Origin of the sequence: Lysinibacillus sp. NPDC092081, assembly GCF_044755845.1 — a bacterium.
Taxonomy (GTDB): domain Bacteria; phylum Bacillota; class Bacilli; order Bacillales_A; family Planococcaceae; genus Lysinibacillus.
In genome coordinates this window covers 77,451-100,923 of the sequence record NZ_JBIVRU010000004.1, presented here as the reverse complement: position 1 = coordinate 100,923, position 23,473 = coordinate 77,451, and the positions used below count along the sequence as shown (strand labels likewise).

Annotated in this window: 21 protein-coding genes and 1 riboswitch; of the genes, 11 read left to right on the top strand and 10 right to left on the bottom strand. The window is 37.0% G+C overall.

All coding sequences use genetic code 11. The features are described from left to right. Positions 1-831: 831 nt before the first annotated feature. Positions 832-1,419: an SCO family protein gene (locus tag ACIQLB_RS09490; protein WP_400724287.1), complete on the bottom strand. Its 588-nt coding sequence runs from the start codon at positions 1,417-1,419 to the stop codon at positions 832-834. A 583-nt stretch (positions 1,420-2,002) separates the two neighbouring features. Between ACIQLB_RS09490 and ACIQLB_RS09485 the strand changes: the two genes are divergently transcribed. The 5 genes from ACIQLB_RS09485 (at position 2,003) to ACIQLB_RS09465 (ending at position 6,551) form a co-directional block, all read left to right on the top strand. Next, positions 2,003-2,338 carry a DUF485 domain-containing protein gene (locus tag ACIQLB_RS09485; protein WP_400724284.1) on the top strand — a complete coding sequence of 112 codons (336 nt, stop codon included), beginning with the start codon at positions 2,003-2,005 and terminating at the stop codon, positions 2,336-2,338. Next, entirely contained in the window at positions 2,339-3,892 is a 1,554-nt protein-coding gene (locus ACIQLB_RS09480) for a solute symporter family protein (protein WP_400724281.1), read from the top strand. Between the two features lie 485 nt (positions 3,893-4,377). Next, on the top strand, positions 4,378-4,716 hold the full coding sequence (locus ACIQLB_RS09475; protein WP_400724278.1) for a DUF485 domain-containing protein: 339 nt from the start codon (positions 4,378-4,380) through the stop codon (positions 4,714-4,716). A gap of 8 nt (positions 4,717-4,724) precedes the next feature. Then, a complete protein-coding gene (locus tag ACIQLB_RS09470) occupies positions 4,725-6,269 on the top strand; it encodes a solute symporter family protein (protein ID WP_400724679.1) in 1,545 nt (514 codons plus the stop codon). Positions 6,270-6,368: 99 nt separating this feature from the next. Further along, on the top strand, positions 6,369-6,551 hold the full coding sequence (locus ACIQLB_RS09465; RefSeq protein WP_400724275.1) for a hypothetical protein: 183 nt from the start codon (positions 6,369-6,371) through the stop codon (positions 6,549-6,551). Here the strand turns inward: ACIQLB_RS09465 and ACIQLB_RS09460 are convergent. The 7 genes from ACIQLB_RS09460 to ACIQLB_RS09430 form a co-directional block, all read right to left on the bottom strand. Then, positions 6,548-6,970 carry a DUF5360 family protein gene (locus ACIQLB_RS09460; protein WP_400724273.1) on the bottom strand — a complete coding sequence of 141 codons (423 nt, stop codon included), beginning with the start codon at positions 6,968-6,970 and terminating at the stop codon, positions 6,548-6,550. The genes ACIQLB_RS09465 and ACIQLB_RS09460 overlap by 4 nt on opposite strands. A gap of 13 nt (positions 6,971-6,983) precedes the next feature. After that, positions 6,984-7,559, bottom strand: coding sequence for a TetR/AcrR family transcriptional regulator (locus ACIQLB_RS09455; protein ID WP_400724270.1), 576 nt, complete (start codon positions 7,557-7,559; stop codon positions 6,984-6,986). Between the two features lie 380 nt (positions 7,560-7,939). Continuing rightward, complete coding sequence (locus ACIQLB_RS09450; protein WP_400724267.1) at positions 7,940-8,689, bottom strand: TatD family hydrolase; 750 nt, start codon at positions 8,687-8,689, stop codon at positions 7,940-7,942. Then, complete coding sequence (locus ACIQLB_RS09445) at positions 8,679-9,428, bottom strand: ABC transporter ATP-binding protein (protein ID WP_400724264.1); 750 nt, start codon at positions 9,426-9,428, stop codon at positions 8,679-8,681. The genes ACIQLB_RS09450 and ACIQLB_RS09445 overlap by 11 nt, the downstream gene beginning before the upstream one ends. Further along, positions 9,406-10,176, bottom strand: a complete 771-nt coding sequence (locus ACIQLB_RS09440) for an ABC transporter permease (RefSeq protein ID WP_400724676.1) — start codon at positions 10,174-10,176, stop codon at positions 9,406-9,408. The genes ACIQLB_RS09445 and ACIQLB_RS09440 overlap by 23 nt, the downstream gene beginning before the upstream one ends. Continuing rightward, entirely contained in the window at positions 10,176-10,466 is a 291-nt protein-coding gene (locus ACIQLB_RS09435) for a thiamine-binding protein (protein ID WP_400724261.1), read from the bottom strand. Before ACIQLB_RS09435 ends, ACIQLB_RS09440 begins: the two co-directional genes overlap by 1 nt. 1 nt (position 10,467) lies before the next feature. Beyond that, positions 10,468-11,463, bottom strand: coding sequence for an ABC transporter substrate-binding protein (locus ACIQLB_RS09430; protein WP_400724259.1), 996 nt, complete (start codon positions 11,461-11,463; stop codon positions 10,468-10,470). Between the two features lie 174 nt (positions 11,464-11,637). After that, a riboswitch (TPP riboswitch) is annotated at positions 11,638-11,748 on the bottom strand. A gap of 274 nt (positions 11,749-12,022) precedes the next feature. Here ACIQLB_RS09430 and ACIQLB_RS09425 point away from each other — a divergent pair. Both ACIQLB_RS09425 and ACIQLB_RS09420 read left to right on the top strand, forming a co-directional pair. Next, a complete protein-coding gene (locus ACIQLB_RS09425; protein WP_400724256.1) occupies positions 12,023-12,631 on the top strand; it encodes a TetR/AcrR family transcriptional regulator in 609 nt (202 codons plus the stop codon). 232 nt (positions 12,632-12,863) lie between these two features. After that, on the top strand, positions 12,864-14,150 hold the full coding sequence (locus ACIQLB_RS09420) for an MFS transporter (protein ID WP_400724253.1): 1,287 nt from the start codon (positions 12,864-12,866) through the stop codon (positions 14,148-14,150). Positions 14,151-14,404: 254 nt separating this feature from the next. On the opposite strand, the gene parC is transcribed toward ACIQLB_RS09420, so the two are convergent. Then, complete coding sequence (gene parC, locus ACIQLB_RS09415; RefSeq protein WP_400724250.1) at positions 14,405-16,837, bottom strand: DNA topoisomerase IV subunit A; 2,433 nt, start codon at positions 16,835-16,837, stop codon at positions 14,405-14,407. Continuing rightward, positions 16,834-18,810, bottom strand: a complete 1,977-nt coding sequence (gene parE / locus ACIQLB_RS09410) for a DNA topoisomerase IV subunit B (protein WP_400724248.1) — start codon at positions 18,808-18,810, stop codon at positions 16,834-16,836. The genes parC and parE overlap by 4 nt, the downstream gene beginning before the upstream one ends. Positions 18,811-19,494: 684 nt before the next feature. On the opposite strand from parE, the gene plsY reads away from it, so the two are divergent. The 4 genes from plsY (at position 19,495) to ACIQLB_RS09390 (ending at position 23,473) form a co-directional block, all read left to right on the top strand. Continuing rightward, complete coding sequence (plsY, locus tag ACIQLB_RS09405) at positions 19,495-20,097, top strand: glycerol-3-phosphate 1-O-acyltransferase PlsY (protein ID WP_400724245.1); 603 nt, start codon at positions 19,495-19,497, stop codon at positions 20,095-20,097. Between the two features lie 18 nt (positions 20,098-20,115). After that, positions 20,116-20,406 carry a HesB/YadR/YfhF family protein gene (locus ACIQLB_RS09400; protein ID WP_400724242.1) on the top strand — a complete coding sequence of 97 codons (291 nt, stop codon included), beginning with the start codon at positions 20,116-20,118 and terminating at the stop codon, positions 20,404-20,406. A gap of 305 nt (positions 20,407-20,711) precedes the next feature. Beyond that, entirely contained in the window at positions 20,712-22,259 is a 1,548-nt protein-coding gene (locus ACIQLB_RS09395) for a spore germination protein (RefSeq protein WP_400724239.1), read from the top strand. Positions 22,260-22,273: 14 nt separating this feature from the next. Next, positions 22,274-23,473, top strand: a complete 1,200-nt coding sequence (locus tag ACIQLB_RS09390; RefSeq protein WP_400724236.1) for a Ger(x)C family spore germination protein — start codon at positions 22,274-22,276, stop codon at positions 23,471-23,473.

Sequence of the window (23,473 nt, the reverse complement as noted above, 5' to 3'; positions counted from 1 at the left end):
ATATCAAGAATCCCAAAGATTAATAGTACAACACCGAAAAACAGATATGATTTCTTATGTAAACTCCATTTCATCATCAAATCCCCCCTCAAAAACATCTTCAATTTTAATATGAAAGCGCTAGTGGTGAAGATAGAACATATTTTACTTTTTCAATAGAAATAATTGTTTGTCGAGATACCTTTAATGATACGAGAAGACAAGGCCGAAAGCAAAAAAAGAAAGAACGTTTGAGTGAGTTTCCTCATTCATTCGTTCTTTCTTTTCATCACCGAAAACATGCTGTACAGGTTTCAGATCCTTTACTTTGTACAATTATTGAATAAATTTAGGATCTAATATACCTAAGCCGCCGCCTTCCATTTCAAACTTCACTTTTGAAACACCATCTAAATAATATATAAGCCGATAGAATAAAATTTATACATGTTTGGTAAAAAATACATTCAATAAAAAAAGCTGTATTTTAGAATTTCCATATAGTCGGATATGCTTCCGTATTTATTTGTTTTAACAGTAGTTTACATAATAAAATTATTAACAAATTAAGATTGAAATGATGAGTTACGAAGATGTTGGAGGCTTAGTATAGTTTTTTAGTTGTGATTACAATATGTTCCTTTGTATTTTGAGTCTTTAGCTATATTTGTACCAGCTAAATAATTTCGTTGAATTCTTTTATTGTACATAGACATACAAAAAGACACTTCAGCAAATTAGTAATATGCTTATGGTGTCCTTTGACTATATTATGTAAATTAGCAATGAAATCCATCATTCATCCATAAAAAAATAACTCAGAAGTCATTCCAACCTCTGAGTTATTTTTTATTATTTAGTTAACGCCTTTATATCTGCCACAATTGTCTCAACTGGTACATTCGTTGTACCGTCATAATCCTTCACAACAATACCATCAGCATTAACTAAGTAATACCTTCCCATATGTACAACTTGGTCAGAATTTGGATCATTCCTTACTACTGAATTAAACGATTTCATTGCAAATTGTTCAATATACTTTTGATCATAACCAGTTAATAGCTGCCATTTGCTTGCATCGGGCACAGAATACGTTTTTAAATAATTCGTGAAAACTTCCGGCTTATCCACTTCAGGATCAACACTAAATGCTACAATTTGATAGTCCTCCACGCCTTTATCCTGAAGTGCCTTTTGCACCTCTGTCATGTTATACGTCATTGGCGGACAAATGGAATTACAATTAGTAAAGACGAACATCGCTAACCATGGCTTGCCTTTAAAGTCTTTAAGGCTAACCTGTTCATTTTTTTGATTTGTAACCGAAAAATCTTGTATTTCTATGTTCATCTCTGGTTCAAATTCATAACTTCCGCAAGCAGTAAGTATACTACTTAATGTTAGTATCAAAACGAGCATGACACTGTTTTTTTTCATTTGCTCACTCCCCTTCAATTTACCATCGTTGTTTATTGTATAAATTATAGTTACTTAATACAAGATATGAGCTTATCCTTTCATTTTTTTATGTCAATTCAATGTGACTTGTACAATTTTGGTATATTAATACCCTGTATGTTCCAGACAATTCACACTTTTTTAAAAATTTCTCAAAGCTGTTTTTTACTATTTTGGTTATTTCCCAAGACATCATTTATTTGTTATATAACAAAGTTTTTTTACCTTTCTGGCTCTCCATCATATGATGACCCAATAATAAATTCCGCAAAATTCTCTTTCATGTTCGAATTTTCTTCTACAGTCAATATTATTATCAAGAAAACTATTTAAGGAATATTATTCTAATAGATAGCCTATTCTCTTTCATACGGATTATTTCTGTTAAATCCTTAATATTTCTATGTTATTTCCACAATCTGAAAGTGATTAAAAATTATAAAAAATCAAAATTTAGTATTGCATTATAAGATTTCTCCCCATAAAATAAGTGAATATAACGACGAAAGAAAAAGAAATATGTCGTTTAAAACAGAAATATAACACTTTAGGGGGAATAATAATGGCAAACATTTCTGGGGACAAAAACACAGCTTCAATTGATTATAATGCAATTGAAGCTATGGAATCGTTCAATAAGTTCGTGAAAAAGAAAAATACCTTCCTTTTCTCGATTACAGCAATTTTTTTAACACTTTATATTTTGTTACCAATCCTTGCTTTCCAACCTGTACTACAACAAAAATTATTCGGAAATATTACGGGTGTTTGGGTTTATTCAGCTGGATTATTCATTATGACAATTGTTCTTTGTACAGTATATGTGAAAAAAGCTGCTTCATTCGATAAAGCTGCGGCAGCAGTACTAGCTGAATATCAGGCGAAAGGTGGAAATTAAATGAACTTAGTATCCGTTGGTTTCTTTTTAGCAATCGTTAGTTTAACACTTGTAGTAACATATATCGCGGCGAAACGTACGTCTTCTGCAGCTGATTTCTATACAGCTGGCGGTGGTCTTAAAGGTTGGCAAAATGGCTTTGCAATCGCTGGTGACTATTTATCTGCAGCCGCATTTCTCGGAGTGTCTGGTGCAATTGCGTTAACTGGTTTTGATGGATTCTTCTTCTCTGTCGGCTATGTAGTAGCTAACTTAGTTCTTCTTTATGTAATTGCGGAGCCTATGCGTAATTTGGGTCGTTATACGTTAGCAGATATGCTTACAGCCCGTTTCAATGAAAAACGTATTCGCGGGGTTGCTGCGTCAGGCACAATTATCATCGTAATCCTTTATATGATTGCACAATTAGTAGGTGCAGGTGCCCTTATTAAACTATTATTTGGTATTGAGTATTGGATTGCGGTTTTAATCGTAGGTGTAATGATGACTACTTATGTATTATTCGGTGGAATGACAGCTACTTCTTGGGTGCAAATTATTAAAGCTAGCCTTCTTTTGTTCGGGACAGGCGTATTAGCTACATTAGTATTAATGAAATTCGATTTCTCTCTTATGAAAATGTTTGATACGATCGCCACGGATCATGGTGAAAAATTCCTTGTACCAGGGATGAAATATACAAGTTCTATTGATTCGGTTTCGATGATGATGGCCCTTGTTTTAGGTACATCTGGATTACCGCATATTTTAATGCGCTTCTTCACTGTTAAAGATGCCAAAACTGCTCGTTCTTCTATTTCATGGACAACTTGGATTACAGCTATTTTCTTCTCATTAACTATTTTCTTAGGCTTTGGTGCATTAAATTTTGTAGGTATCGATAAAATTCTTGCTGAAAGTAAAGCTGGTAACACGGCAGCCCCACTTCTTGCTAATTATTTGGGCGGTGATGTCTTAATGGCATTTATCGGTGCAGTAGCATTCGCAACCATTTTAGCGGTTGTTTCGGGCTTAGTTTTAACAGGAGCTTCTGCCATTTCCCATGATATTTATGGTGAAATTATTAAAGGTGGTAAATTAACAGAAAAGCAACAAGTAGTAGCAGCTCGTACTGGCTCGATTTCTATTGCCATTGTATCCATTATCCTTGCATTATTTGCGCAAAACTTGAATGTATCGTTCTTAGTATCCTTCGCATTTTGTATCGGTGCTTCAGCAAACTTACCAGTTATTCTTTACACAATTTACTGGAAGAAATTCAATTCAACAGGTGCTATAACAGCGATGGTAACTGGGTTAGTATCATGTTTAGTTTTAGGTGCCATGGGGCCAAATGTATGGAGTCCTGTTGAAGGTGCGGCAATATTTGTTGGTAATCCTATCGTACCGTTAGCAGTTCCAGCGATCATTACGATTCCACTTGGCTTTATCGCAGGTTATTTAGGCACTGTTCTATCTTCTAATAAAGTACCACAGGAAGAAGCAGATCGCATTTATAAGGAAATTCGCGTAAAAGCAAACACAGGTGTTTCTGTTTCTGATATTTCACATTAATTCATCGGTTCAAAAATCCAAATTATTGAAAAAGAATCTATCAATCTTACTATTCACATTAATAAAAATCAAAAAAACTCGATTTTCTATCGAGTTTTTTTGATTTTTATTATAGAAAATTTACCAATTTACTTATTGAACAATATTATTCCCTAAAAAAAAATACAATTTTCACTGAGTAAATAGTGAATATTTTTTATAAAAAATACAATAATTTTTTCAAATTCTAACCTTGTTTTTCGCTCGGAAATCTAGAATTGACCTAGCTCTGATTATTTATCTGAATTTTCTAAAACCCTTTAAATTCTAGGCTTTGTCTTGTATATTCTCTTTCAAGACTATTTTTCCGAAAATTATTTTTTCATAATTTTTCTGAAATGTATTGCAATTTTGTGAACTGTCTCATAAAATGAAGATGTGAATTCACTAAACTAGCAAAATTAAGTCTTTAAGCAGTAAAAATAAACACAAAATGGGGAATGTTAATGGGGAACAATCAAGCAAACAAGGGCGTCGTGATTGACTATGATGCAATTGCAAATCAAGAATCATTTAAAACACTTGTGCGAAGAAAGAATTCATTTCTTTGGTCGATGACTGCGATCTTTTTAGCAGCTTACATGTTGCTACCAATTCTTACTTCGTTCACGAAAATACTACACCAAAAGGCAATTGGGGAAATTACTTGGGTGTGGGTATATGCAGCAGGGCTATTCATCATGACTTGGAGCTTTTGTCACTTATATGTAGCAAAAGCGAATAGATTTGATAAAGAGGCTAAAGCGATTATCGCAGAATACGAGAACGGAGGTGGCCACCGATGAGTAACGGGATGAGTTTTACAGCCATATTCTTCTTCGTAGCTATTGTTGGTTTAACATTAGTTATTACATGGTGGGCATCTAAACGAACTTCTTCTGCAAGTGATTTCTATACTGCAGGCGGTGGGCTAACAGGCTGGCAAAATGGACTAGCCATCGCTGGTGACTACTTATCAGCAGCATCTTTCTTAGGGATCGCCGGAGCAGTTGCATTATTTGGATTTGATGGATTCTTCTTCTCTATCGGATATTTAGTAGCTTACTTAGTGGTTTTATACATCGTTGCTGAGCCATTACGTAATCTTGGTAAATTTACATTAGCTGATATGATCACAGCACGTTTTGATAGCTCTAAAGTTCGTGGTACAGCAGCTTTAAGCACTATTACAATTGTCTTATTCTACATGATTGCACAACTAGTTGGTGCAGGAGCACTTATTCAATTACTTTTAGGAATCGACTATTGGGTTGCCGTTTTAATCGTAGGTTTTATGATGACGACTTACGTACTATTCGGTGGTATGACTGCAACATCTTGGGTACAAATCATTAAAGCTTGTCTTTTAATGTTAGGTACAGTTATTATTTCATTCCTAGTATTAAAAGAGTTTGGCTTTAGTATTGCAACGATGTTCAAAGAAATGGAAACTGCAACTGATAGCGGTGCAGCATATTTGAACCCAGGTCTTAAATATCAAAATGGTGTTGATACGATTTCAATGTTAATCGCTTTAGTATTAGGTACAGCTGGTCTTCCACATATCCTAATGCGCTTCTTCACAGTAAAAGATGCGAAAACTGCTCGTTCCTCAGTTATTTGGGCTACTTGGATTGTAGGTATTTTCTACATTCTTACAATCTTCTTAGGATTCGGTGCAGCTAAATTCGTTGGTAAAGAAGATATTATTGCTGCAAACGCTGCTGGTAACATGGCTGCTCCACTTCTTGCGGAAGCACTTGGTGGGGACATCCTATTCTCATTCGTATGTGCAGTAGCTTTCGCAACAATCTTAGCGGTAGTAGCTGGTCTTGTGCTTTCTGGCGCATCTGCCCTATCACATGATATTTACGGTCAAATCATTAAAAAGGGTAAAGTTACAGAGAAAGAGCAAGTATTTGCAGCTCGTATCGGTTCCATCACAATCGCTATTATTTCAATCCTTTTAGCACTTGGTGCTCAAACTTTAAACGTAGCGTTCTTAGTATCACTTGCATTCTGTATTGCAGGTTCAGCTAACTTACCTGTAATCATTTATACAATCTACTGGAAACGCTTTAATACAGCTGGTGCTATTACAGCAATGTTGACAGGTTTAATCTCTGCTTTAATTCTTGTTGCAGTTTCACCAAACCTTTGGAATCCAGTTGAAGGAAAAGCAATTTTCGTTGGGGATCCGTTAATTACGTTAACGAACCCAGCAATAATTTCTGTACCACTTGGCTTCCTTGGAGGTTTCATTGGAACATTACTTTCTAAAGAAACAGATGCTAAGAAATATCGTGAAGTGGATGTTAAAGCTAACACAGGTATTTCTGTACAGGACGTATCTCACTAATAATTGGACAACCGCCTCGTAAGTTCATACTTACGAGGTTTTACTTTTTCTTCCGTATTCGGTACTGTATTTACAAATGACTATTGGGGGTAAGATAACTTGACACAATCAAAAGCAAAAAAGAAGCGCATGCATGTAAAGCGCACTAAAGGGAAGGATGTTGAAAAAAATCGTCAATCCTCCCCTTTCAGTACACATGAACGTCTAACGAAAACTAAAAAAGAGAGCATTGAACAAAATTTTACAAAACATAGAAAACACAACCACATTGAAGATGATTAGTGGTTGTGTTTTGCTTGTAATGGGATATCTTGATGTTTAAATGTAATAAGCTTTGGAATAAAGTACAATGGATAAAGTAAAAGAAAGAGATTAGGTATCCACCACATAAGATCAAAATCAAGTTTTATTGTCCAAAAAGCAATCGCCTGTAATCCTGAGCAAGATGTTAGTGTCAAAGATAATAAGGCAAATGCTCTCCACTTTTCATTTTTCACTTTAAAAAGGTAGAGACTTATAAAACCAGTAACTGAAATTAAAATATCTAGCGGGAAAAACGACCAATTCCATATAACTAATAATTCATTTTGATAATCCTGATATAAATACTCTTCTGGAATCAAATGAAAAAAAGTGACAAGCCAATAGAATATAAAAAAGAAATCTGTCACTAAAAATAGTATTCTTAAAGCTTTACTCATTTACAGCCCCCATTCAGTTTTCTTCATTAACGTCACCTTTAAGAATTCCAAGCATAAGAATGTCCACCATCTCCTGCATTGTATCCTGAAGTGAAATCATATTTCTGCTTTTCGATGCAAGTTCCATCAATCGATAAAGCCCTCCAATATAGACTTCTATAAATATTTCTTTATTAATGGGACGTATTTTATTTGCGGCAATCCCTTCATCTAGTAACAAAAAGATGCCTGTCCATTGTTCATGAATAAATTGATCAAGCGTTTCCCATTGCTTTGGGTAATATCGTTGAAGCTCCTCTAAATATTGGAGCTGAGCAAATTTAAAATCAGCTGGAATGAGTACAAGACATTTCTGTAGTTTTTCTAAAAGATTTAAAGTTGAATCATGGAGTATTTCCTTCTCTTTTATCTTCATTGCATCAATTGCTAGATCAATCATTTCATTTAATAGTTCTTCCTTTGAGGGATAATATCCATACAATGTTTTAGTACTCATACCAAGCTGTTTTGCTAGCTCCCCCATCGTAAATCGGAAGCCTTTTCGCTCAGCTTCACTTATAGATACCTTTAAAATTCGATCTTTCAACATTTTCACCTACTTATAGGAAAATTAAAAAATGTTTTCGTTTTCCGTGTTTTCCATTTAATAATAGTACCTAATGAAAATAATGTCAATTTAGGTATTCCCAAGCGGAAGAACCTAAGAACACCTTCATAACAAAAAATTTGAATTAAGCTATCCCCACAGTACATGCGGTTGGTAGTCTTATCACTCTTCTTTTTAGATTTTGTCCTGCGTTAATATCTCTATCATGATTTGTGCCATAGGACGGGAAATCCCATTCACGAACGTTTTAGTGATTCTGATATTTTTATCAGCGATGTTCGAGGTTTTACCAACGTTCAACTCTTTTATCGGAAATTGAAAAAAAACACAACCGCTCTTTAAAAGAACAGCTGTGTTATTTGTTATAAATGATAAAATATTGTCGTATTTCTTGTGATGATGCGCGCCGCTTCCTGTGTTGTAAGCCCCTTTATCGAAGCGATAACCTCCATGGAATGGTCCATCATCCAAGGAGATGTGCGATTATTGTCAAAAGGACCTTCAAACGGCCATGGTCCATCTGTTTCTACCATCAGCAGCTCGATTGGATATTTTTTGATCAGCTGTTGAATCTCAGCCTCATACGTACAATCAGGCGTGACAGAAATGAAATACCCATTATGAATCATCCGTTCAATCACTTCCGCATCACCCTTAAACCAATGAAAATGCGCTTTCGTTACATGATGTCTTTCTAGCAAATCACAAACAATAGCTGCATCCTCATAAACCGCATGTAACACAATCGGTTTATTTAATTCCTTTGCCAATACTATAAACCGTTCTAACAATGCCACATACGGACGATCATCAATCGCCTTCTCCTGTCTCAAATAATAAGGCAACCCTACCTCGCCAATCGCTACCATTTCATGAGCGTGTTGGCGTATCCAATCGAATATAGCGTCTTCCTCCTCTTTACTAGGCAAAGTTTGTTCAGGATGAAAACCAAACGCAGCCTTTACCTTTGCATAGGTTTTCGACAGTTTCAACGTCTTCTCACACGATGGAAGATTCATGCTCACTGCAATTACATGTTCAGCTTCCTCTAACAAAGTTGGTATATCGTTTTCCTTATACTGATCTAAATGAATATGTGCATCAATCAACATTCGCCTCATCCTTTTCTTCTTTTAAATACGTGAATAGTTGTTGCTTCAATGCTGTAAATGTAGCGGAATGGCGAATTTCTTCTTGTCGGGGCCTTCCAAAAGGTACGATAATTTCTTTTTTAATCGTTGCAGGCCGTTTCGTCAGTACGATGATACGATCAGCTAAAAAGAGAGCCTCCTCGATACTATGTGTAACGAACAGTATAGATTTTCGATCTCTTTCCCATATCGATAAAAGCCACGCCTGCATTTCAAGCCTTGTAAACTCATCAAGTGCTGAAAACGGCTCATCTAAGCATAAAATGGGCTTATTGCTGACAATTGCGCGAATAAACGATACACGCTGTTGCATACCACCCGACAGCTCGTTTGGATACGCATTTTCAAACGCCGCGAGCCCCACTTTGTCTAACCATTCCTTGGCCACGTTCATATTTGGTTTCCCATGAAGCTCCTCGACCATTGTGACGTTTTCTACTATCGTACGCCATGGTAATAAGCATGGCTGCTGAGGCATATAGCCAATTGTTCCTCTTGTTTGTTGGATATCTGTACCGTTTAATAAAATAGCACCCTTATCAATTGATGAAACACCGCCAATTAATTGAAAGAGTGTACTTTTCCCACTGCCTGACGGACCGATAATCGCCACAAATTCCCCGTCCTTCACCTCAAAAGATAAATTACGGATCACTGGAAGGGCATCAAAGGATTTATCAATGTTTTGAATGCTTAGCATGCTGTCCTCTCCCCTTCACAACAAGTTTTTCTACTAATCGAATCGCACTAAATAATAGTAAACTTAAAAAAATAATGGCAAAAATCGCTACAAACACTCGATCCGTCCGAAATGAAGACTGTGCCAATGTCATATAGACCCCAATCCCCTTTTTCGCACCTAGCCATTCCGCAATGACAGCCCCCATAACGCTATAGGTTGCTGCAATCTTAATGCCTGAAAAAATTGCCGGGTACGCATAGGGCCATTCAAGCTTCCAAAAGGTTTGTGCTTTCGTTGCCCCAACCATCTCAAAATAATGCTTCAGCTCAGGTGAGGTTTGACGGAAGCCATCCATTGCCGAAACAACGATGGGGAAAAAGCACACAAGACAAATAATAATGAGCTTTGGCATTAAGCCAAAGCCAAACCAAATGATTAATAGCGGCGCTAGGACGAGCACAGGGACGTTCTGCGACATGATGAGAATAGGATAAAATAGTTCCCGTACAAACGTAAAACGATGTAATAGCACAGCAACCGTTAGCCCACACAATATCCCGATGGCTAGACCGAGAAGTGCTAATTGAACAGTAGCTAAAGCATGTGGCACAAACGTCTCATACGATAGAAAGCCTTCTTTCAAAATGGCACTTGGAGTAGGCAATAGCCAATGTGGCACGTCTGCAAAACGGACAATTAGTTCCCATATGAATAAGAGGAAGGCGATAAAAATTATCGTCCTTCCTTGTTTGAAAGCCTGCCTCATCACTGGTATTTCTCCGTTAACGTATCCATTGTAATACCGGATGGCTGATATAAAATTTTCACTTGCGTGATGACATTGATGACGCCAAGCTCAATCATCTTATCATTCATTTTTTCAAGGATTTGTAGTAAAGTCGATAGCTCACCCTCCATTGTCGTTTCTAATGGATGAACTTCATATTTCACCCCTGATGCGTCGATAACCGCAATCGCTGCATCTACAAAGGGGATCACATCTTCATAAGTTTTAGTTTTCGGGATAATTTGTACACTTATTAATGAGTTTGCCATATTACTTTGTCTCCTTTTTCGGTAAAAAGTCGTTTGTAAAAGCTTGTTTCGCACTAAATTCGCCTTCTAAAACTTTGTTGTCGACCATCCATTTCGCGTAGTTTTCCCAGACAGCTAGCTTTTGCTCGCCCCATTGTGCTGCGTCGTCTTGATACTTATCTGCTAGCCATTCCTGACTTTTATGCACAAGGTTCTTATCTAAATCAGGTACCGCTTCTAGTAAAATATCAGCTGCTTCATTAGGGTGATTTATCGCATATTCATAGCCCTTTGCTGCAGCAGCGACAAATGCTTTTACCGTCTCAGGATCATCCTTCATCATTTTTTCATTTGTAGCAAGTACAGGTGTGTAATAATCTAACTGCTCGCTATAATCTGTTAAATAAAGCATGTTCAGCTTTTCGCCACGAAGTTCCGCTTCAATACCTGTCCATGCATAATAAATCCATGCAAAATCAATATCTTTTTTCATCATTGTGAAGAAGTCTAAATCGCCTGCATTGACGATATCTAACTTATTAATATCCGCATTTTTTGTTTGCATAAGTGATTGTAATACAGCCTTTTCAAGTGGTGCACCCCAACCACCGTATGTTTTACCTTCAAAATCCTTTGGTGACGTAATGCCTTTTGATGCAATAGATGCAAAGCCAGAAGTATTATGTTGAATAATCGCTGCAATCGATACTAAAGGTACATCCTGTACACGTGCCTGTGTAATTCCTTCCTGATAGCTTACGCCAAACTGAGCCTTGCCAGACGCCACAAGCTGATCTGCACCCGCTTCACCAGGTAATAAAATATCAACATCTAAACCCTGTTCCTTAAAGTAGCCAAGTTTTTTCGCTACATATAAGCCTGTATGATTTGTGTTCGGTGTCCAGTCGAGAACGACCGATACTTTTGTTAATCCCTTAGCATCCTTTTTATCCTCTTTTTCGCTACAGCCCGCTAATGTTAAAAGCGCAGCCAACAGGATCAATAACCATTTTTTCATGCTGAATCCTCCAAGTAAGTAGTGTGAAAGTGTTCATGATTGAATGTGTTTACCAAAAGATAGCGTATTCACGGTTTGTTTACACCAAAGTCTGTGCATGCGATAAAAGTATGAAAACATAAAAAACGCCTAGGATTCCTCCCAGACGTTTTGCAATCAATATCAAAAATTTTTTATTTTTGAATAGATGTTCCCTACGCTGGTACGAGCCAAATCAGGTTCAAAGGGTCAGCGTCTATCGGACTCAATCTCAGCTGGCAACTACCAGCCCCCCTACATTCTTTCCATATGAACTTTTCGTGATTATTATACCCATATCTATCCGGAAATGACAAGGGTCTGTTTATCGATAGCGCTGAATTATTATTTAACAGCCTCATTTGTAAAAAGTCCCTTCAAGAAAGGAAGCTAAAATTCACCACTGTAACTGGGGCCACATGCTTTTAAAGTAATTTATAACTAAAAATACAAAAAATTCTTTCATTATATTGACAATGGAAACAAATTACAATAAAATTTGATTGATTAATCAATCATTTATTATGAAAGGAATATCAAAATGAATTCGATACTTACTAACGATGAAAAAAAGAAAAGAAAAAGATCTACCATTCTAAACGCCGCAATTAAATTATATAGTGAGAATGGTTTTGCAGAGACCAAAGTGGCCGACATAGCAAAGGAAGCAGGAGTTAGTTTTGGCACCGTATTTACGTATTTTAATTCAAAAGAAGAGCTTTATGAATCGGCAATATTGGAGCCCTTGGAGGAAATCAAACCATATTTTACTGAAATAGAAGAACATTTTAAAGGTGAGCCTCTTGAAGTAATTAAGGAAATGATAGATTGTCATGTGCAACTTTTTGCCAAGAGAAGTGAATTCCTACGTCTAATCCAGCAGGTTCTTGCAAGACCTGAACGATTTCCAAAGCTTTATAAAGAACTTGATGATTTTGTAAAATTATTTAAAGTATGTATTTATCCAGTTATTGAAGCAGGGCAAAGGCTCGGTTACTTTTATGAAGAATCACCTACATTAATTGCTGAGTCATACTTATCCATCTTGAACGGAATGCGTTTAACGTTTATTGATGAATATACAAACTTGATTTGGAAGGATATTACGAAACAAGCTCTAAGATTATTTGGACCTATTTCTAATTTATAAACCTTCTCCATCCTTCACCCGTATCCTATTAAATTAGGAAACTCAAATAACAGAGCGGAATCTATAGACAATATTTTGTTCCACATGAAAAATAGTTTGGATGATTTTCTTTTTGACTCCACTAGCTATGCAGGCCTCAAACAGGAAAACTTAAAAGAGTCAATGAGACCACCACTTCCTTTAGGAATTCTTTTGGAAAAAGCTATTACTTAAAGTACGAGGAGTGATTTATATGAAAATGAAAGATATCCATCCTAACATCAAACTTCGCCTAGCCATGCAATTTCTAGGCAGCCTTATTTCCATGGCTGTTATACCTTTTCTGGCAATCTATTTTACTCAGAAAATCGGAGCTACTAAAACGGGTATAATTCTTATACTAATTGTGATTAGTGGGGTCATTGGAGGATTTATCGGAGGGCATATTTCAGATAAAATAGGGCGAAAAAAAATAATGATTTATGCTGAACTTGGACTATTGTTTTCGTATCTGTTTATAGCACTTTGTAATTCACCCTGGTTTAACCTTCCTTATATTTCTGCAGCATTCTTCATCATCAATATGTTTTGTGGAGGAATGTTTCAGCCAGCCGCACAAGCTATGATTATTGATGTTACTAATTCCGAATCGAGAAAGCTCGTATTTACAATTAGCTACTGGTTGGGGAATTTATCAACTGCAATTGGAGGAATCATTGGCGCATTTCTTTTTAAAAACTACTTATTTGAGCTATTTATTGGGATTTCACTAATCTCTTTGTTATCTGTATTCATGACCTTATTCTTCATCACAGAAACCTATTTACCAGAACCTTCACCTAAGACTTCTACTCATAAGAAAAAATTTTCACCAGTAGAGATGTTTCAAACCTATTCAACCGTTTTAAAAGATAAGCTGTTTATGTTTTATATTTTAGGAGCAATCTTGATTTTTACCTTAGAACAGTCTTTATCCAACTATATTGGGATTCGTCTTGAAAAAGATATACCCCAGCAGTCGGCTTCATTATTTGGAATAGATTTCATCGTAGACGGTACAAAAATGCTTGGTTTTCTCCGAACAGAGAATACTATTCTCGTAGTTCTCTTATCAAGTGTTGTATTATTCTTATTTAAAAAATGCAGTGAGCGGTGGACTCTAGTTACAGGAATGTTGATTTTTTCTATATGTTTTAGTGTTTTTGCTTATTCAAATAGCGTATTGTTTCTTTTTATTGCCATGTTTATTGGAACAATTGGTGAGCTGATGTTTGTTCCTATTAAGCAGGCAATGATAGGAGAACTTGCCCCATCTAACGCTCGTAGCACCTATATGGCTTTTAATAGCTTGACTACCTACGGAGCAATGATTGTATCTTCGTTATTGATCATCATTGGAGAGTGGATTCGACCCGTATATATGAGCGGATTACTCCTTATTCTAGGATTAACTGGTACATTTTTATACTACATCTTAACAAAAACGTTATACGCTAAAGTTAGTGAAAGGACTGAAGGAAAAGTACCTGTTTCATATTAAAGAATTGTTTTGCACTTATGAAAGAAAACAAAAGAATCTAACTAGAAAACGATTTTATTGTTATTTTTTAAGTTCGGTAAAACATTTTTTAATAAAAATGAAACCCCTCCCATAAATGTTCGAAGTTTTAATAATAAATAACTTTATTGCATTCATCCCTTCTTTAGATTGTATAGGTTAGTCAAAGCACAAAGCCCATTCGTTTCAATTAACTCAAAAAAGCCCAGCTCTCAAAGGAGCATGGGCTAGTAATGTTATTTCTCTTCTTTTTTGGCCGTTAATACATGTGAAATGGCACCGTCTGTAGCAATATCTACTTTAAAGGAACCGTTTGAATGGCGATCTGCTCGAGTTAATGCTTGTACATCAATAATCTCTTGTACGCCTTTTTCTGTTTCGATGATCAGCTGTTCGTTATTAGTAGCCTTGACTACAGCCACGATACGATGTGGGTTCGCTTTTAATTCTGTTAACACTTTTAAACCGCGTTTCGCACGACTAGTCATTTCTACCTCGGCTACATTCATTTTCTTCACAGCACCACGCTGCGTCACAATCACAACATATGCCGTGTCATTTGGCGGTAAAACATTAACGCCGACTAAGGCTTCTCCCTCTTTCAGCGTAATCCCTTTAACACCGCCTGTCTTTACACCTGTTACCGGTAATTCCTCCATTGGGAAACGAATAGCATAAGCCGTATCTGTCGTTAACATTAGTTCTGCCTCGTCCGTCACGATATCTACAAAAATCATTTCATCGCCTGACTTGACATTCATCGTTTTGATTGGCTTCGAATAGCGTGTAACGGCATAATCTGCTAAAAGTGAGCGTTTAATTTGTCCATCTTTCGTAGCCGTTAAAATATACGTATTGGCCTGTTCGAATGTTTCAAAACCGTATACAGCAATAATAGATTCATCTTCTCCGGTTGGCACAATACTTGAAATATGCTGACCAAGATCCTTCCAACGAATGTCAGGTAGTTCATGAACGGGCTGATAAATATAATTGCCTCGATTTGTGAACAGTAATAGATGATGCTGCGTATTTAAGTTTGCTTCATATACCAAATAATCAGAATCCTTCATCGCAAAATCCTGACCATTCGAAGCTGCATGTGAACGTGTAGATGTACGCTTAATATAGCCATCTTTTGTGACAGTCACTACGACCTCTTCACTTGGGACAAGGACATCTAACGTAATTTTGATTTCTTCAATTTCTTGTTCGATTTTTGAACGACGTGGCTCTGAAAAGCGCTTTTTAATGTCAAGTAGTTCCTGTTTAATAACACGTACAAGTTTTGCTTCACTATTAAGAATACCTTCAAGCTTGGCGATAAGTTTATTTAATTCATCTTGTTCATTGCGAAGCTCTGTGATATCTGTATTTGTTAAACGGTATAATTGTAAGCTAACGATTGCCTCTGATTGCACTTCTGTAAAGTCAAACTTCACTTGTAAATTCGTTTTCGCATCTCGTTTATCATTAGAAGAACGAATCGTTGCAATGACTTCATCTAAAATGGACAGCGCCTTGATCAAGCCTTCAACAATATGCGAACGATCTTTAGCCTTTTGCAAATCATAAATGGAGCGGTTCGTCACGACTTCCTTTTGATGGGCAATATAAGCATCCAGTAACAATGGCAATGTCATCATTGTTGGACGACGATTATGGATCGCAATCATATTAAAATTATAAGCTACTTGTAAATCAGTTGTTTTGAACAAATAATTTAAAATTCCTTTTCCAGGAACGTCTTTTTTCAGTTCAATGACAACACGTAGGCCTGTACGATCCGATTCATCACGAATTTCCGCAATTCCTTCAAGTCGTTTATCCACACGTTGCTCATCAATTTTCTTCACAAGATTTGCTTTATTGACATCATACGGTAATTCCGTAATAACGATTTGCTCTTTGCCACCTTTAATTGGCTCAACGACTGCTTGAGCACGCACAATGATTTTACCGCGTCCTGTTTCGTACGCCTTTTTAATGCCATCGACACCTTGAATAATACCACCTGTTGGGAAATCTGGCCCTTTAATAACGGTCATTAATTCATCAACAGTTGATTTCGGGTTGTCTAAGCGCATAAGAACCCCGTCTAGCACCTCATCAAGTGCATGAGGTGGGATGTCTGTCGCATAGCCGGCCGAAATACCCGTTGAGCCATTGACTAATAAATTCGGGAAACGAGCTGGTAAAACAGTTGGCTCCATATCCTGATCATCAAAGTTTGGTACAAATTCAACGGTTTTCTTGCCAATATCGCGTAGCATCTCCGCTGCAATAGCAGAAAGTCTTGCCTCTGTATAACGCATCGCTGCCGGTGGGTCACCATCAACAGAACCGTTATTCCCATGCATTTCAATGAGCATATGACGTGCTTTCCAATCCTGACTCATACGCACCATTGCTTCATATACCGAGCTATCACCGTGTGGGTGATAATTACCTATAACATTACCGACAGTTTTTGCTGATTTACGGAATGGTTTATCGTTCGTATTGCCCTCTGTAAACATCGCATATAAAATACGTCGTTGCACAGGCTTAAGACCGTCACGTGCATCAGGCAACGCGCGGTCTTGAATAATATATTTACTATAGCGACCAAAGCGGTCACCCATTACTTCTTCTAAAGGTAAATCTTGAAACTTTTCCGTACTACTCATGCTTGGTCCTCCTCTTGTTGGATGAATTCATTTTCTAAAATATTTGAATCATCCTCCATGCCGAAGTCTACATTAGCTTCGATCCATTTACGGCGTGGCTCTACCTTATCGCCCATTAATGTTGTCACACGTCTTTCAGCACGTGCACCATCCTCAATCGTTACACGAATTAATGTACGCGTTTCAGGGTTCATTGTCGTATCCCACAGCTGGTCGGCATTCATCTCACCAAGACCTTTATAGCGTTGTAATATGTAACCCTTGCCAACTTTTTTAATGGCCATTTGTAAATCATTTTCGGTCCAAGCATATTCAATCACTTCTTTTTTACCAGTGCCCCTTGATACTTTATAAAGTGGTGGTAATGCGATAAATACCTTTCCAGCTTCAATTAATGGTCGCATATAGCGATAGAAGAACGTTAATAGCAGCACTTGAATATGCGCTCCGTCAGTATCAGCATCGGTCATAATAACGACTTTGTCATACGATGAATCCTCGACAGAGAAATCTGTTCCGACGCCAGCACCAATGGCATGGATAATCGTTGAAATTTCCTCGTTTTTCATAATATCCTGAAGCTTTGCTTTTTCCGTATTTATGACTTTACCACGCAATGGTAAAATCGCTTGGAACGTACGATCTCGTCCTTGTTTTGCAGAGCCTCCTGCAGAGTCACCTTCGACTAAATACAGCTCGTTTTTCGCCGCATTTCGAGATTGTGCAGGTGTTAATTTCCCAGAAAGAATCGTACTGCCTTTTTTGCTCTTCTTGCCGTTTCGTGCATCTTCACGTGCCTTACGAGCCGCTTCACGTACTTGTTGCGCACGAATAGCTTTACGCACAAGAGATGCAGACAATTCAGCGTTTTCTTCAAGCACATATAAAATTTGCTCCGAGACTACACTATCCACTGCCGAGCGTGCCTCACTCGTCCCGAGTTTACCCTTCGTTTGACCCTCGAATTGTAGTAAATGCTCTGGTATACGAACAGAAACAATCGCCGCTAAGCCCTCTCGAATGTCTGTCCCTTCGAGATTTTTATCTTTATCTTTTAACAGACCAATTTTTCGTGCATATTCATTGAACACACGTGTTAACGCTGCCTTGGCACCAGTTTCATGTGTCCCACCATCTCGTGTACGTACATTGTTAACAAATGAAAGGATTGTTTCTGAGTAGCCATCGTTGTATTGGAAGGCGAATTCTACTTCAATTTCGTCTTGAATTCCTTCTACATACTTAACGGGATGAAGTACATCTTTCTCCTCATTCAAATACGCAACGAAAGCTTCAATGCCGTTCTCATAAAAGAAAACATCACCTTTGCCTTCCTCGCGTTCATCGATTAACTCAATTTTTAAGCCTTTTAATAAAAATGCTGACTCACGTAAACGTTCTGCAAGCGTATCATAATTGTATTTTGTTACAGAGAAAATCGTGTCATCAGGTAGAAAATGAACAAGCGTTCCTGTCTGTTTTGTTTGCCCGATTTCTTCCAATGTCGTCACGGGTTTGCCACCATTTTCAAAACGTTGACGATACTTTTTACCGTCGCGGTGAATCGTTACTTCTAAAAAAGTAGATAAAGCATTAACAACAGAAGAACCTACACCGTGTAAGCCACCGCTTGTTTTATAGCCGCCCTGTCCGAATTTACCACCAGCATGTAAAACCGTAAAGATAATCTCGGGAGTCGGTTTCCCCATTTTATGCATACCTGTTGGCATTCCACGGCCGAAGTCTCGAACGCTGATACTTTGATCTTTATGAATCTTGACAATGATATGAGAACCAAAGCCAGCCAGTGCTTCATCCACCGCATTATCTACGATTTCATATACAAGGTGATGAAGTCCACGGCCATCTGTAGAACCGATATACATGCCGGGTCGTTTTCGTACCGCTTCTAATCCTTCTAATACTTGAATGGCGTCATCATTATAGACGCTTGGTGACTGTTTATTCGCCAAAAAAATTCCCCTCCAAAAAACAAACGCATGTTCTATTTATGTTCTCTTACTAATAATAATAGCATTTCCTAACAATATCTAGTGGCAGGCCCAATAAATTTTTAAAATTTCCTCACAGCTTCATCGTTTTGATCTATTTTACTGGAAGAAAAGTTTGCAATAGTTGCTTAAATATGTATTAAGAACTCTTCTATTCCCTTGACGCAGAGCAGTAAACTTTAGTTGCATACATAAAACAACAAATGACTAACTTCTGGTCATCTCCTTTTCAAAACGATACCAATCGCTGAAGGCTTTGAACTTTCATCCAAAAGCATTTGAATATTCTCTGAAAAATATACAGGTACAGTAATAAATGGGTTTCTTCTGTCTAAAGAAGATTCATACTAGCTTACTCTAGAAATTAAAGATAGACTTCTATTCTACCAAAGGAATGGGTGATTGACAAAATTGCCATTCTACCTATATTTTTAGAAAGGGCTTTCTTGCTGACTCCATGAATCATGTCAAAAAGCCTAACATACAATCAAATACATATAAAATTCCTTGAAAAATAGTTATCTTTTGTAATGAATTCAAGATTCACTTAGAAATATCCTTCATGACATTGTAGATTGTAGAGAAAAAGTGTAGAATATTTGTTACATATTATTAGTACCAAGTGATAATGAAAGGAGTCCAACTATGCTAAATGGACTTATTATTTTATGTGCTTATCTAATCGGCTCGATACCTTCTGGATTATGGATAGGCAAAATTTTTTATAAAACGGATATTCGTCAACACGGAAGTGGTAATTTAGGTGCAACCAATACATTTCGTATTTTAGGAAAAAAAGCTGGAATAGTCGTAACGATTATGGATGTCTTAAAAGGTACAGCAGCCGTATTACTCGTAGCTCTTCCTATATTCTCTGAGGTCTCTATCCACTCGCTAATACTTGGACTAGTAGCCGTTATTGGTCATATGTTCCCGATCTTTGCAGGTTTCCGTGGAGGAAAAGCGGTGGCAACATCAGCAGGCGTTCTCTTAGGATATTCATGGCCTCTATTTGTCTTACTATTTATCGCTTTTATTGTAACATTAAAATTAACGAAGATTGTAAGTTTAACTTCCATGATTGCCGCTTTAGTAGCACTTCTTTATTCAATCGTTTATTATTTTGTTACAGGTGATTTTGCGTTAGGAATCTTAGTAGCATGTTTATTTACCTTTATCATTTATCGTCACCGCGCAAATATTGCCCGCATTAAAAATGGTACCGAGCCAAAGGTGAAATGGCTGTAACGGAAAGAGGAGATTCAAATGAATATCGTACTAACAGATGAAGCCCAACAATGGTTTAAACAAGAGATGGAAGTAGAATCCGGAGATACTATTCGTTTTTATGCTAGATATGGTGGTTCCAATCCTTTTCACGAAGGCTTTTCTATTGGTATGACACGTGAAGAACCAATCAACATTGGTGTAAAGACAGTTATTGACGATGTTACCTACTATATTGATGAAAAAGATTTATGGTTTTTCAATGATCACAGTTTATATGTAGATGTGGATGCTACAATTGACGAATTAAAATATGAGTATAGAAAATAAAGCAGTGTTTCCTTTCGTTTATACGAAGGGAACACTGCTTTTTTCTTGTTAAGGAAATTATAGATATTTTGTCTGTGGTTAACCTAGATCATAGTCGTCTAGGCTAAAGTGCTACATCCTCGAGGTCGCTTCGATCCCTTGGGCAAAAGTGGTGGAGCGTTTACTTTTTCTTCGGGCTCTCCAGCTTATCGGATGTAAACGAGCGCTTTAACGCATTTATTCTTTGAATTCAATTCCAACCTTGGTTTATCTTCTCTCAAAGTTGTACATTCTATATTTATGTAAAAACTTGAGGAGGAACGAACATGTCCATTTCTAAAATTACTGATACCTCCCAAAACAATGACCAACTATATAGTTCGCTTTCTCAAAATTTGAAGATGATTAAAAACGCACTCGGGAATAGTGATGACCTTGTCATACGAGAAATTACCGTTGGAAAAGCTGAACAATTTACGTTAGCGATCATCTACGTAGATGGCTTATCCGATATATTAAGCATTTCTAATGCTGTAATTGATAAACTAATGCTTGATATAGAAAATAATCAAGATACAGAAATAGAAAAGATTATTCGCTATTTAAGAGATTCTTGTTTAACAGTCGGCGATGTTAATGATATTTTCCATTTTTCAGCACTTTATACTTCGATTTTGAATGGTGATACGGTCATCTTATTAGATGAGTCTTCAACTGGTATCGTAACAAGTACAAAAGGCCCGAAAGATAGAGCCGTTATGGAGCCATCAACAGAGTCGGTCATTAGAGGTCCAAGGGAATCCTTTACGGAAACATTACGTACGAACACTGCTCTGGTCCGTCGAAAAATAAAAAGTCCGAATCTCTGGATCAAGTCCCGTATTATCGGTGAAGTAACAAAAACAGATGTTGCTGTTATGTATTTAAATGGCATTGCGAATGACAAAATAGTAGCAGAGGTTCTTGCCAGATTAGATCGTATTAATATTGATGGTATTTTGGAAGGCGGCTACATTGAAGATTTTATTCAAGATTCTAAAGCCACCATATTCCCTACAGTTTATAATTCTGAACGACCTGATGTTATTGCTGGTGAAATATTAGACGGAAAAATTGCAATTCTAGTGGACGGTTCACCGTTTGTCCTAATTGTACCAGCTCTATTTACAGCCTTTTTACAATCTGCTGAAGATTATTATCAGCATTGGATGATTAGTTCTCTTGTACGTTTATTGAGGTTTTTCGGTATTAGTCTAGCTTTGGTGGCACCATCGCTTTATGTAGCTATCACCACCTTCCATCAAGAAATGCTACCAACTCCTATGCTAATAAGTGTTGCATCTCAACGAGAAGGAGTCCCCTTCCCTGCCATAGTCGAGGCACTCATTATGGAGGTTGCATTCGAGGTGTTAAGAGAAGCAGGTCTTCGAATGCCAAGAACCATTGGACCAGCCGTATCCATTGTTGGAACATTAGTAATCGGTCAAGCTGCCGTAGAGGCTGGAATTGTATCAGCCGTAATGGTTATTATTGTGGCATTAACAGCCATTTGTAGCTTCCTGTTCCCTGCTTACGGCTTATCTAATACAGTTCGTGCTCTTCGTTTCCCATTAATGATTTTAGCTTCAATACTTGGATTGTTTGGTTTAATGTTTGGCCTTATGATTATCGTCCTACACTTATGCAGTATACGAACGTTCGGTGTTCCATATTTAAGTCCATTCGGCCCATTAATTCTAAAAGATCAAAAAGACGCACTAGTGTTGTTCCCTCGTAGAGCTTTATTGACCCGACCACGCTTAATTAGTCAAAAAAATACTGTCAGGGGTCATAAATATTTTAATACGAAAAAAAGGAATCAATCGGATGTGTAAACGAGGAATGAACGATGTCAAAATTTAAGGCAATATGTTTACTAATGATTCTTACGTTGCTTTTAAGTGGTTGCTGGAGTAAGCGTGAGCTCAATGAATTAGCAATTGTCGCAGCATTAGGTATAGATAAAGCTGATAATGAATTTAAAATAACTGTTCAAGTTGTGGTTCCTGGTGAAATTTCTTCAAAACAGCCTTCTTCAGGGCGATCACCCGTTATTACCTATCATTCAACAGGTGCGACGGTCTTTGAGGCCATTAGAAAAATGACAACAGAAACAGCTAGAAAACTTTATTTTTCTCATCTTCAAATAGTTGTGCTTGGCGACGAATTGGCAAAAGAAGGAATTAACGAAACGTTAGATTTGATTTCAAGAGATCATGAATTCAGAAATGATTTCGAAGTCATCGTTGCCCATGACGCGACTGCCGATGAAGTGTTAAATGTATTAACACCTATCGAAAAAGTACCAGCTAATAAATTACTAAATTCTCTTAAAACGTCGGAGAAAACGTGGGGTACAACCGAATCCATTAAAATTGATGAATTAATCAATACTTTAAATAATAAAACAACAAGCGTAGTCATTTCTGCCATTGAAATACAAGGGAATAAAAATGTTGGCATGGAACAAACGAATGTTAATAAATCGAAACCTCCTGTGCTATTGAAGTATACGGGCTTAGCAGTTTTTAAAAAAGGTAAACTCATTGGTCTTTTAACGGAAGATGAGAGTAGAAGCCTAAGTTTTTTAAGGGACAAAATACAAAGTACAATTGAAATCATTGCTTGCCCTAAGGGAGATACGTTAGCAACAGAGATTACGCACTCAAAGACGAAAATAAAAGGTAAATTTGAAAATGGAGCTCCCAAAATCGATGTTCTTATAGATGTTGACCAAAATGTTGGAGAAGTTCTATGTAAAATAGACCTTACGAAAGAAAAATCGATTCACTTCATAAATAAAAAAACAGAAGAACTTATTAAAAAACGAATTGAAGAAACAATCCGTTCAGTTCAGCAAAATTACAGGGTCGATATTTTTGGTTTTGGTGAAGAACTTCATCGTACAAATCCTAAAGAGTGGAAAAAAATTAAAAAAGACTGGCTAACGATATTTCAAGAGCTACCAGTGAAAGTTGAAGTACATGTCAACACACAAGGAGTAGGAACGATGGAAAACTCATTAGTGAGTAAGTCGAAGGGAGAATAA